Here is a 12,171-nt window from a genome sequence, read left to right on the forward strand (position 1 = left end):
CCCGCCGGCATCGCGTAGGGGGCCTGCCAGAAGACTGCGGTCAACAGGCCCGGCCGGGCCTCGAAACGCAGCGTACCGCCGTGACGCACGGTCTGCTGGATGCGACAGGCGGCATCTTCCTCGGTCAGCTGCCAGTCACTACGCTCCAGCGGTTCGCTGTAGGGCGCAGCACCCGCCGTGGCCATACCCACCCCCAGCAGCACCAATCCCGGGAGTGCGCAACGCAGCCACTGGCGCAAGCGGGCCATGACCCGCTAGCGCTTTTTCGGCGGCAGAATATCGGTGATCGAGCCGTGCGCGGCCTCGGCGGCGAAGGCCACCGTCTCGCTGAGCGTCGGGTGCGGGTGCACGGTCAGACCGATGTCTTCCATCTCGGCGCCCATCTCCAGCGCCAGCATCGCCTCGCCGATCAGGTCGCCGGCGGACGGGCCGACGATACCGGCTCCGATCACGCGGCCATCCGCGTCGAACAGCAGTTTAGTCAGGCCGTCCTCGGCACCCAGCGCGATCGCGCGCCCGGAGGCGGCCCAGGGGAACACGCCCTTGGTGTATTCGATACCGTCGGCCTTCGCCTGCTCCTCGGTCACGCCCATCCAGGCGACCTCGGGGTGGGTATAGGCAACGGACGGGATCGCGCGTGCATCGAAGTGGACCTTGTGCCCGGCGATCACCTCGGCGGCAACCTTGCCCTCGTGAGTGGCCTTGTGCGCCAGCATCGGCTGGCCGACCACGTCGCCGATGGCGAAGATGTGCTCGACGTTGGTGCGCTGCTGGCTGTCGACCTCGATAAAGCCGCGCTCGCTCACCTGCACGCCGGCCGCCTCGGCCTTGATCTTCGCCCCGTTCGGGCTGCGGCCCACGGCGACCAGCACACGATCGAAGGTGTCTTCTTCCGGCAGGCCCTTGGCCTCGCCCTCGAACTGGCAGACGATCCCGGCCTTGGTGGCCTTGGCCTCGGACACCTTGCTCTTCAGGAAGATATTCTCGAAGCGCTTCTTCGCGCGCTTCTCGAACGGGCGCACGATGTCGCGATCCGCGCCCGGCATCAGGGTGTCCGAAAGCTCCACCACCGTGACCTTGGAGCCCAGAGACTCGTACACGCAGGCCATCTCCAGACCGATGATGCCACCACCGACCACCAGCATGCGCTCGGGGATCTCGGCCAGGTCCAGCGCGTCGGTGGAATCCATCACCCGCTCGTCGTCCCAAGGGAAGCCGGGCAGCTTGATCGCCTGCGAACCGACCGCGATGATCGCGTGCTCGAAGCCGATCACCTCGCGGCCGTCATTGCCCTCCACTGCGATGCTGTTGGCGCCGGTGAATTCGCCGACGCCCTGGACCACGCGCACCTTGCGCTGTTTGCACAGCTGCTTGAGCCCGCCGGTCAGCTTCTTGACCGTGCCGCCCTTGTAGCCTCGCAGGCCCTCCAGATCGATCTCCGGTTCGCCGAACTTGATACCCAGCGCGGCGAAGCGCTCGGCCTCGTGCAGCACCTCGCCGGCATGCAGGAGCGCCTTGGACGGGATGCAGCCGACGTTCAGGCAAACCCCGCCGATCTCCGGGTAGCGCTCGACCATCACCACGTCCAGGCCCAGATCCGCGGCGCGGAAGGCGGCGGTATAACCACCGGGGCCGGAACCCAACACCAGCACCTGGCACTGGCTGTCGGTGTTCGGGTCGGCGGCCGCCTTGGGGGCCGCGGCCTTATTCGGCTCACTGGCGGCGCCGGATTCGGCCTTCGCGGATTCGGCTTTGGCATCACCGCCGGAAGCGCCCTGCTCCTCGGTGCCCGCAGCGTCGCCACTGGCCTCGAGATCGAGGAGCTTGCTGCCCTTGGACACCTTGTCCCCGACCTTCACGTGCAGCTTCTTCACCGTGCCGGCCTCGGGGGCGGGCACGTCGATGGTCGCCTTGTCGGACTCCAGGGTGATCAGCGGGTCTTCCGGCGCGATGTCGCTGCCCGGCTGTACCAGGACCTCGATAATCTCGACGTCCTTGAAATCCCCGATGTCCGGGACCTCGATGGTCTTGGTCTGGCTCATCCAATCGCTCCGGTTCGAATTCGGTTACAGCAGCATGCGGCGCATGTCGGACAACAGCCCGCTCAGCGTGGTGGCGAAGCGCGCGCCCAGTGCGCCGTCGATCACCCGGTGATCGTACGACAGTGCCAGCGGCAGGATCAGGCGCGGCTCGAACTCCTTGCCGTTCCAGACCGGCTTCATGCTGGAGCGCGACACGCCCAGGATCGCGACCTCGGGGGCATTCACGATCGGGGTGAACTGGGTCCCGCCGATCCCGCCGAGGCTGGAGATGGTCAGGCAGCCGCCCTGCATGTCCGCCGGCTTGAGCTTCTTGTCGCGGGCGCGCTGGGACAGGTCCATCAGCTCGGAGGCGATATCGACCAGGCTCTTGCGGTCCACGTCGCGCACCACCGGGACGACCAGGCCGTCCGGCGTGTCCACCGCGATGCCGAGGTTGTAGTACTGCTTGATGATCAGGTTCTCGCCGGTCGCGTCCAGCGAGGCGTTGAAACGCGGGTACTGCTTGAGCGCGGAGACCACCGCCTTCATCAGGAACGGCAGGAAGGTGACCTTCACGCCCTTCTTTTCGTACTCGGCCTTCAGCGACTTGCGGAAGTCCTCGAGCTCGGTGATGTCGGCCTCGTCGAACTGGGTCACGTGCGGGACGGTGACCCAGTTGCGATGCAGGTTCTTGCCGGTGAGCTTGTTGATCTTCGACAGCGGCTGGGTCTCGGTCGGCCCAAACTCGGAGAAGTCGATCTCCGGCATCGGCTCGACCCCCAGCCCGCCACCAGCGCCCTGGCTCAAGGCGCGCTTGACGAAGCCCTGCACGTCCTCGCGCAGGATGCGCCCCTTGCGCCCGGATCCGTCGACCTTGCTCAGGTCGACGCCCAGCTCGCGCGCGAACTTGCGCACCACCGGCGAGGCATGCGCCTTGCGGAAGGCCGACTCGTCACGGATGTGCTCGGTGGGCGACGGGCGCGGGTCGGCCCGGTCGGCGGGCTTTGATGCCTCGGGCTGCTTCGGCTTCTCGGTGGCGGGGGCCGATTCGCCCCCGGCATCCGAAGACGACGCCTCCTGCTTCGACGGCTCGTCTTGCCCGGCGTCGTCCTTCGCAGGGGCTGCTTCGGCCCCGCCCTCGTCGGAGGGTTCCAGCTCCAGGATCGGATCGCCCTCGTTGACGCGGTCGCCGGCCTTTACCTTGACTGCTTTCACGGTCCCGCCCTGCGGGGCCGGGATCTCGATGGAGGCCTTGTCCGATTCCAGCGTGATCAGCGGATCCTCGGGAGAAACGGTGTCCCCGGGGCTCACGATCACCTCGATGATCTCGACGTCCTTGAAGTCACCGATGTCCGGTACGTGCACGGTAGTCGTGTTGCTCATGTCTGCTCCTGCCTCGGTACCGGCGGCCTCAGGCCTGCAAGGGGTTGGGCCGTTCGACGTCGATCTTGTACTTCTTGATCGCGTCGGAGACGGTCTTGGCCTCGACGGTCCCGGCGTCGGCCAGGGCCTTCAGGGCCGTGACCGCGATGTGGTAACGATCGACCTCGAAGTGCCGGCGCAGCGCCGCGCGGGTGTCCGAGCGGCCGAAGCCGTCGGTGCCCAGCACGCGGTAGTCGGCCGGCACGAAGGCGCGGATCTGATCGGCGTAGGCCTGGACGTAGTCGGTCGCGGCGATGACCGGGTCGTCCGAACCACCCAGGCACTCCTCCACCCAGGACTTGCGCGGCTTGGCCTCCGGGTTCAGGCGCGCATGACGGTCGGCATCGCGGCCGTCGCGGGCCAGTTCGTTGAAGCTGGTCGCGCTCCACACTTCGGCGGCCACGCCGAAGTCGTTGTCCAGCAGTTCGGCGGCGGCGATGGCCTCGCGCAGGATGGTGCCGGAGCCCAGCAGACGCACCTTCTTTTTCTTGCGCCCGCCCGCCTGGAAGCGATACAGCCCGCGGCGGATACCTTCCTCGGCGCCCTTCGGCATGGCCGGCTGCGGGTAGTTTTCGTTCATCACGGTGATGTAGTAGAAGACGCTTTGCTGCTCCGCGTACATGCGGCGCATGCCGTCCTGGACGATCACCGCCAGTTCATAGGCGAAGGTCGGGTCGTAGGCGATGCAGTTGGGGACGTTGGCGGCCATCATCTGGCTGTGGCCGTCGTCGTGCTGCAGGCCCTCCCCGGCCAGGGTGGTGCGCCCGGCGGTGGCACCCATCAGGAAGCCGCGGGCGCGCATGTCCCCGGCCGCCCAGATCAGGTCGCCGACGCGCTGGAAGCCGAACATCGAGTAGAAGATGTAGAACGGCACCATTGCCACGCCATGCGTGGAGTAGGAGGTCGCCGCCGCGATCCAGGAGGACATGGAACCGGCCTCGTTGATCCCTTCTTCCAGGATCTGGCCCTTCTTGTCCTCCTTGTAATACATCACCTGGTCCTTGTCCTGCGGCTCGTAGAGCTGACCGACCGAGGAGTAGATCCCCAGCTGACGGAACAACCCTTCCATGCCGAAGGTGCGGGCCTCGTCGGGCACGATCGGAACCACGTTCTTGCCGATCTTCTTGTCGCGGGCAAGCAGGGTCAGCAGCCGCACGAAGGCCATGGTGGTCGACATCTCGCGCTCGCCGGAGGCCTCCAGCAGGCCGTTAAACGCATCCAGCCCGGGCACTTCGAGCGGCGTGGCCAGCGGCCGGCGCACGGGCAGATGCCCGCCCAAGTCGTTGCGCCGCGCGTTCATGTACTTCATCTCTTCGGAGTCGGGATCCGGCTTGATGTACTCGGCCTTCTCCACCTGCTCGTCGGACAGCGGGATATTGAAGCGGTCGCGGAACTGCTTCATGTCGTCCGAATCCATCTTCTTCTGGCTGTGGGTGCGGTTCTGGGCCTCGCCCGCCGCGCCCATGCCATAGCCCTTCACGGTGTGCGCGAGGATCACCGTCGGCTGCCCCGTGTGCTCGGTTGCCGCCTTGTAAGCCGCATAGACCTTGACCGGGTCGTGCCCCCCGCGATTCAGACGCCAGATGTCCTCGTCGGACATGTTGGCCACCATGCGCTGGAGTTCGGGATACTTGCCAAAGAAGTGCTCGCGCACGTAGGCGCCGTCGCGCGACTTGTAATTCTGATAGTCGCCATCGACCGCCTCCATCATGCGTTTTTGCAGAAGGCCGTCGGTGTCCTTGGCCAGCAGCGGATCCCAGTAGCGGCCCCACAGGACCTTGACCACGTTCCAGCCGGCGCCGCGGAAGATGGCCTCCAGCTCCTGCACGATCTTGCCGTTGCCACGCACCGGGCCGTCCAGGCGCTGCAGGTTGCAGTTCACCACCCAGGTCAGGTTGTCCAGCTTCTCGCGCGAGGCCAGAGTGATCGCCCCCAGGGTCTCCGGCTCGTCCACCTCGCCGTCCCCGACGAAGCTCCACACACGGCGGTTCTTGGTCTGCGCCAGGCCGCGGTCCTGCAGGTAGCGCATGAAGCGCGCCTGGTAGATGCTCATGATCGGACCCAGGCCCATGGACACGGTCGGGAACTGCCAGAAGTCCGGCATCAGCCAGGGGTGCGGATACGAGGACAGGCCCTTGCCGTCCACCTCGCGGCGGAAGTGGTCCAGCTGCTCCTCGCTCAAGCGCCCTTCCATGAACGCGCGGGCGTAGATGCCCGGCGAGGAATGCCCCTGGGCAAACAGCAAGTCACCGCCGTGGTCGTGCGCAGGGGCGTGCCAGAAGTGGTTGAAGCCGACGTCGTACAGCGTCGCGGCGGAGGCAAAGGTGGCGATATGCCCGCCCAGCTCGGCAGAGACCCGGTTGGCCTTCACCACCATCGCCATTGCGTTCCAGCGGATATAGGAACGAATGCGATGCTCCACCGCGCCATCGCCCGGATATTCCGGTTCGAGGTGGGTGGGGATCGTGTTCACATAGGCAGTGTTGGCGGAGTACGGGAGGTAGGCCCCGCTGCGGCGCGCCTTGTCGACCAGTCGCTCGAGGAGGGCATGGGCCCGCTCCGGGCCATCCGTCTCCAGCACGGAGGCCAGGGCGTCGATCCACTCCTGGGTCTCCTGCGGGTCGATATCGTGTTCGGTCGCGTTCGGGTCCATGCGCTCTACCCCTGAAAACGGGTTGGGAATCGGGTTGCCACTACGGGGCCGGGCCACCGGGCAGGCGGGCATTTGCTACCATGCGCCGGTGTTGGGCGGGCATAAAAGGCGCAAGTATCCCGACTGTCCCGCCAACAGGTCAAGCGAAAGCCCGCTATGGCGCCGATCGTCGGGGAAATCTGCGGGAACGTGCGCAAAGTGCGCGCAACCCGCCTAAACAGCCGGAACGCGGGACAATCCCCGCCCGGCGCCGCCGACATCCCGAACCACCGCCGCACCCGAAACCGAGTACCTCAATGCCCGAAACTCTGCAGCTGGACCCCAATCACCGCCCGATGGCGAACCGCTTCCGCGGCTTCCTGCCGGTGGTCGTCGACGTGGAGACCGGCGGCTTCGACTGCCACCGACATGCCTTGCTGCAGATCGCCGCGGTGTTTCTGCGCCGCGACGCGAACGACCACCTGGTGCGCGACCGCACGGTCAGCGTGCATGTGCGGCCGTTCGAGGGTTCGGAAATGGACCCGAAATCGCTGGAGGTCAACGGCATCGACCCCTACCACCCGCTGCGCGCGGCCTACCCCGAGGATCAGGCGATGGGCAAGGTGTTCAGCGAGGTGCGCCGGGAGGTGAAGGTCAATCACTGCAAGCGCGCGGTGCTGGTGGGGCATAACGCCCACTTCGACCTGGGCTTCGTGCACGCGACGGCCGAGCGCTGCGGCATCAAGCGCAACCCGTTCCACCCGTTCAGCAGCCTGGACACGGTATCCCTGGCGGCACTGGCCTTCGGCCAGACCGTGCTGGCGCGCGCGGCGGACGCCGCAGGACTGGGCTGGGACACCGAGTCGGCGCACAGCGCGGCCTTCGATGCGGAAAAGACGGCGGACATCTTCTGCCAGATCACCAACCGCTGGCAGGACGGGATCGGGGTGCCGCAAAACGCCCTGCGCCTGCCCGACCCGGAAGAGCTCCCGCCCGGGAGTTGAACGCAAAAAACCCGCCGCCCGAGCCGCCACAAGGGCGCCCGGGTGACGGGTCATATGCCGGACGACCGTATGGCCGCCGGGCCAGTTCAGCCTAGCTGGCCGCGCGCTTGGCGTGGGCCTCGTCGACCATCTTCTTCAGCTCGCCGCTCTCGAACATCTCGAGGGTGATGTCGCAGCCCCCGACCAGTTCGCCGTCGATATAGACCTGCGGGAAAGTCGGCCAGTCGGCGAAGCGCGGCAGATTCTGCATGACTTCCTGATCCGCGATCACGTTCACGTAGCCAAATTCCTGGTCGCAGCGCTTGAGCGCCTCCACCGCACGGCTGGAGAACCCACACATGGGGAACTGCGGGGTGCCCTTCATGAAGATCACCACCGGATTGTCTTCCACCTGCTGGCGGATGCGATCCATTACGTCCATTACTGTACTCCCGAAATTTGGTGCCAAAACAGGGCGCAGCCGCGCATCGCGGCACGCCCCAAACTTATTTCCTAGTATAACGCTCAGACATTGAAGCGGAAATGTACCACGTCGCCCTCTCTCAGCACGTATTCCTTGCCTTCGAGGCGCCATTTCCCCGCGTCCTTCGCGCCCTGCTCGCCGTTGTATCCGACGAAGTCGTCGTACCCCACTACCTCGGCACGGATGAAACCGCGCTCGAAATCCGTGTGGATCGCCCCCGCCCCCTGCGGCGCAGTGGAGCCCTGGCGCACGGTCCAGGCACGCACCTCCTTCTCGCCCGCGGTGAAGAAGGTCTGCAGGTTCAACAGGCGGTAGGCCGTCCGGATCACCCGGTCCAGCCCCGGCTCCTCGAGACCCAGGTCGGCCAGGAACTCGGTACGCTCCTCGGGATCCAGCACCGCGATCTCGGCCTCGATGGCGGCGCAGACACTGACCACCTCGGCGCCCTCCTCGGCCGCCTTCGCCTGCACGGCCTCGACCATGGCATTGCCAGCGGACAGCGAGGCCTCGTCCACATTGGCAATGTACATCGCCGGCTTGAGGGTCAGAAGGTGCAGGTCGTACAGGGCCCGCCGCTCGTCCTCGTCCAGACCCTGTGCCCGTGCCGGAATGCCCTGATCAAGGCCCGCCGACACCTTCTCGGCCGCCTGCAACTGGGCGATGGCGGTCTTGTCCTGCGACTTGGCCGCACGTGCCAGACGGGAAAGCGCCTTGTTCACCGTCTCGAGGTCCGCCAGCATCAGCTCGGTGCTGATGGTCTCGATATCCGCCAGCGGATCGACCTTGCCGGCGACATGTACGATGTCGTCATCCTCGAAACAACGCACCACCTGTGCGATGGCGTCGGTCTCGCGGATATGCGCCAGGAACTGGTTGCCCAGCCCCTCGCCCTGGGCGGCGCCCGCGACCAGGCCGGCGATGTCCACGAATTCGACCGTGGTCGGCAGCGTGCGCTGGGGCCTCACGATCTCGGCGAGCCGCGTCAGCCGCGGATCCGGGACCTCCACCACGCCCACGTTCGGATCGATGGTGCAGAAGGGGTAGTTCTCCGCCGCGATGTCCGCGCGCGTGAGGGCATTGAACAGGGTGGACTTGCCGACATTCGGCAGGCCCACGATCCCGCATTTCAGACTCATCGGGCTTCCTCGGAGTTCTTGGAGCCGGCCGGCTTCGACCCGCCCCCATGCAGATTGCGCACGGCCTCGTCCCAGCGCCCGGCCACCAGGGCCGGGATCTGGTCCAGGGCCGTATCGATGGCCTCCTCGATGGCCCGGGCATCATCCCGCCCAGGGCGATCGAGCACGAACGGCACCACGTCGTCGCGATGCCCCGGGTGGCCGATCCCGACCCGCAGCCGGGCGTAGTCCGGCCCGCCCATGTGGCGGTGCAGATCGCGCAGCCCGTTGTGTCCACCATGGCCGCCGCCCAGCTTCAGTCGCACTACGCCAGGATCGAGATCCAGCTCGTCATGCACGACCAGGATGGCCGCGGGCGGGATGCGGTAGAAATCCGCGCACTTGCGTACCGGCAGGCCACTCTTGTTCATGAAGCTCATGGGCTTGAGCAGCCAGCAGTCGCCGTCCGGCAGGGTCAGACGTGCCGCTTCACCATCGAAGCGACTCTCGGGGCGGAACTCCGTGCCATGGCGGCGGGCCAGGGTGTCCACAAACCAGAAACCCGCGTTATGCCGGGTTTCGGCATAACGCGGGCCCGGATTCCCCAGCCCGACCACGAGACGGATCGGTTCGGGTTGGATCGCCATCAGTCAGGCGGCAAGCCGCAAGGCTTACTCCTTGTCCCCGGACTCCGACTCGTCGCCGGAAGCGGCCTCGTCGCCACCCTCGGCTTCTGCGCCACCTTCGGCTTCCGCGGCTTCGCCTTCGAGCTCTTCCTCTTCCGCCTTCGCGGAACGCGGCAGCAGCACGCTGACCACGGCGTAGTCGTATTCCTCGCCGTGCATCAGGGCCACGCTCTGCACGCCCTCCGGCAGCTTCAGCTCGGAGATGTGCACGGTGTCACCGACATCCAGCTCGATCACGTCGAGATCGATGGACTCGGGCAGGTCGCCCGGCAGACACTCGACCTCGAGCTCGTTGATCATGCGGCTGACCATGCCACCGCCCAGCTTCACGCCCTTGCACTCTTCCTCGTTGTGGAAGTGCAGCGGCACGCTGACGCGGATCGGCTGATTGGCGCTCACGCGCATCAGGTCGACGTGGTAGATGGTCGGCTTGAACGGATGGCGCTGCACATCTCGCAGGATCGCCTTCTCGGTCTTGCCGCCCAGCTTCACGCTCAGGATGTGCGAATAGAACGCATCTTCCTTGAGGTTGTGGACCATCGCATTGTGATCCAGCGTGATGGCCACGGCGTCCTTGTCCGCTCCGTACAGGATGGCGGGCAGCTTGCCAGCGCGACGCAGGCGGCGGCTCGCACTCGAACCCTGTTCGTCACGCTTCTCGGCTTCAATGGTAAAGCTCATGCTCATTGCTACGGTCTCCAAAATGAAAGGCGCTTCACCCGAAGCGCCTTGAAACACCCCGCCCGCGACCAGGCGGGGCGCTGAATGGGAGGCAAGCCTCCCGAAATCGGTTATCGCCGGTCCACAGCTCCAGCCCACACGGGCCTAGTCCATGAACAACGAGCTGACGGACTCCTCGAGGTTGATGCGGCGGATGGTCTCCGCAAGCATCTCCGCGACCGACAGCTGACGAATCTTTTCGCAGGCCTGCGCATTGGGCTGCAGGGCCAGGGTGTCGGTCACCACCAGCTCGTCAAGCGCCGAACCGTTTATATTATCAATTGCCGCGCCGGAAAGCACGGGGTGCGTGGCATAGGCCATCACCGAGTGCGCCCCGTGTGCCTTCAGGGCCTTCGCGGCCTGGCACAGCGTCCCGGCGGTATCCACCAGGTCGTCGATGATGATGCAGGACTTGCCGCGCACGTCCCCGATGATGTGCATCACCTCGGACTCGTTGGCGCGCGGGCGGCGCTTGTCGATGATCGCCAGATCGGCGTCATCCAGCCGCTTGGCGATGGCGCGGGCACGCACCACCCCGCCGACATCCGGCGACACCACGGTCAGATCGCCCGAGACATGCCGCCAGACGTCGCCCAGCAGCACCGGCGAGGCATAGATGTTGTCCACCGGGACGTTGAAGAAACCCTGAACCTGGTCGGCATGCACGTCGATGGTCAGCACGCGATCCGCGCCCACCGCCTCGATCATGTTGGCGACCACCTTGGCCGAGATCGGCACCCGCGCCGAGCGCACACGACGGTCCTGGCGCGCATAACCGAAATACGGGATCACCGTAGTGATGCGTCCGGCCGAGGCGCGGCGCAGCGCATCCACCATGATCACCAGCTCCATGATGTTTTCGTTGGTCGGCTGCCCCGTCGGCTGGATCAGGAAGACGTCGCGGCCGCGCACGTTCTCCAGCAACTCGACCTGCACCTCGCCATCGCTGAAACGCCCCACGATGGCCTTGCCCATCGGCAGCCCCAGGTGTTCCGCAACGGCCTGGGCGAGACGCGGGTTCGCATTGCCCGCGAAGATCATCATGCGATTCTTGTCGACCACGGTTCGTCCCGGTCTGGATGGAGTGGAGCGAGCGCGCTAGAACGCCCGAGCTCCAAATTATAGACCCCGGATCGGGACCGGGGTCTTGGTGGTTTTGCTTCGCGCCCTTCTGGCGCGAAGCGGTTGTTGGCTGGGCCGGCAGGATTACGGCGCTGCGCGCCGCCCTTCGGGCCGCCGCCTGTGGCGGCGTTCTCTCGCGGCGATGCCGCTCGAGTCGAACCCGGTTCTCATCCTGCCGTCCCGGCAGTTTGGGTGACCCGCGCCCGAGGCGCGGGTCTGATTGTATGGCTGGGCCGGCAGGATTCGAACCTGCGCATGGCGGGATCAAAACCCGCTGCCTTACCGCTTGGCTACGGCCCAATATCTCCCTGAACTCTAATTGTATTGCCTGACCGGCGCCGTGCCCGGCTCACCCCGCGAATCGGCAAGGCCGATTCGGGCCGGCAGGATGATGGCGCTGCGCGCCACCCTTACGTGGACTCATTCTTTTTCGCTGTTACCGCCGCACGGCGGTAACCAGGCCTGCAAGGGTGACGCGTTCTGCAACGTCGTCACCCAACTTTTCCACGGGGCGGGCTGCGCGGACTGCGCTGCCCGGGCCGCCCCCTCATCGGGAAACACCCCGAACACACAGCCGCCGCTCCCGCTCAAATACGCCCGGGGGCTTTGATCCGCCAGCCAGGCCAGCGCGTGATCGACCTCCGGATAGCGCGCCCGAACGACCGGTTCGAACACGTTCACGAACCGCTCGGCATCGATCGCGGACGAAATTGTCTCGGTGGCGCAGTCGCGTGTCAATTCCGCACACCCGAACATGGCCCCCGTGGCAACCGAAACGCCCGGGTCGATCAGCAGAATCCAGCCCGTGTCCGGGGCCACCGGCGCAAGCCGCTCACCCACCCCCTCGGCCCAGGCGGCATGTCCGGCGACGAACACCGGCACGTCGGCGCCCAGCTCCAGCCCGATCGCCGCCAGTTGCTCGACTGGACACCCCAGATCGAACAGGTAGTTCAGGGCCACCAGCGTGGTGGCCCTGAACTACCTGT

General features: G+C 66.3%; 8 protein-coding genes, 1 tRNA gene, 1 other RNA gene and 3 pseudogenes. 1 reads left to right on the forward strand and 12 read right to left on the reverse strand.

The window, feature by feature from the left end:
- The 4 genes and pseudogenes from B0684_RS13475 to aceE form a co-directional block, all read right to left on the reverse strand.
- Window positions 1–248, reverse strand: a pseudogene (locus B0684_RS13475) (OmpA family protein); the annotation flags it as partial.
- A gap of 6 nt (window positions 249–254) precedes the next feature.
- Entirely contained in the window at window positions 255–2,042 is a 1,788-nt protein-coding gene (lpdA, locus tag B0684_RS13480) for a dihydrolipoyl dehydrogenase (RefSeq protein WP_018175602.1), read from the reverse strand.
- Between the two features lie 24 nt (window positions 2,043–2,066).
- Window positions 2,067–3,437 (reverse strand): annotated as a pseudogene (gene aceF / locus B0684_RS13485) (dihydrolipoyllysine-residue acetyltransferase); the annotation flags it as partial.
- Window positions 3,433–6,096, reverse strand: a complete 2,664-nt coding sequence (gene aceE / locus B0684_RS13490; protein WP_018649656.1) for a pyruvate dehydrogenase (acetyl-transferring), homodimeric type — start codon at window positions 6,094–6,096, stop codon at window positions 3,433–3,435. The gene aceE and the pseudogene aceF, both read right to left, overlap by 5 nt.
- Before the next feature lie 296 nt (window positions 6,097–6,392).
- On the opposite strand from aceE, the gene rnt reads away from it, so the two are divergent.
- Window positions 6,393–7,079, forward strand: a complete 687-nt coding sequence (gene rnt / locus B0684_RS13495; protein WP_018145268.1) for a ribonuclease T — start codon at window positions 6,393–6,395, stop codon at window positions 7,077–7,079.
- Window positions 7,080–7,170: 91 nt separating this feature from the next.
- Here rnt and grxD read toward each other — a convergent pair whose 3' ends face one another.
- From grxD to B0684_RS13535, 8 genes and pseudogenes are all read right to left on the reverse strand, one after another.
- Entirely contained in the window at window positions 7,171–7,500 is a 330-nt protein-coding gene (grxD, locus tag B0684_RS13500) for a Grx4 family monothiol glutaredoxin (protein WP_018145267.1), read from the reverse strand.
- Window positions 7,501–7,583: 83 nt separating this feature from the next.
- On the reverse strand, window positions 7,584–8,678 hold the full coding sequence (gene ychF / locus B0684_RS13505) for a redox-regulated ATPase YchF (protein ID WP_018169040.1): 1,095 nt from the start codon (window positions 8,676–8,678) through the stop codon (window positions 7,584–7,586).
- On the reverse strand, window positions 8,675–9,304 hold the full coding sequence (pth, locus tag B0684_RS13510) for an aminoacyl-tRNA hydrolase (RefSeq protein ID WP_018169039.1): 630 nt from the start codon (window positions 9,302–9,304) through the stop codon (window positions 8,675–8,677). Before pth ends, ychF begins: the two co-directional genes overlap by 4 nt.
- Before the next feature lie 24 nt (window positions 9,305–9,328).
- On the reverse strand, window positions 9,329–10,030 hold the full coding sequence (locus B0684_RS13515; protein ID WP_018169038.1) for a 50S ribosomal protein L25/general stress protein Ctc: 702 nt from the start codon (window positions 10,028–10,030) through the stop codon (window positions 9,329–9,331).
- A 138-nt stretch (window positions 10,031–10,168) separates the two neighbouring features.
- Window positions 10,169–11,107: a ribose-phosphate diphosphokinase gene (locus B0684_RS13520; RefSeq protein WP_196799408.1), complete on the reverse strand. Its 939-nt coding sequence runs from the start codon at window positions 11,105–11,107 to the stop codon at window positions 10,169–10,171.
- Between the two features lie 145 nt (window positions 11,108–11,252).
- Window positions 11,253–11,377: non-coding RNA, RtT sRNA (locus B0684_RS13525), on the reverse strand.
- A gap of 33 nt (window positions 11,378–11,410) precedes the next feature.
- Window positions 11,411–11,485, reverse strand: a tRNA-Gln gene (locus tag B0684_RS13530).
- Window positions 11,486–11,605: 120 nt separating this feature from the next.
- Window positions 11,606–12,157: pseudogene (locus B0684_RS13535) on the reverse strand (4-(cytidine 5'-diphospho)-2-C-methyl-D-erythritol kinase); the annotation flags it as partial.
- Window positions 12,158–12,171: the final 14 nt, after the last annotated feature.

The organism is Thioalkalivibrio versutus, from assembly GCF_001999325.1.
GTDB lineage: Bacteria > Pseudomonadota > Gammaproteobacteria > Ectothiorhodospirales > Ectothiorhodospiraceae > Thioalkalivibrio > Thioalkalivibrio versutus.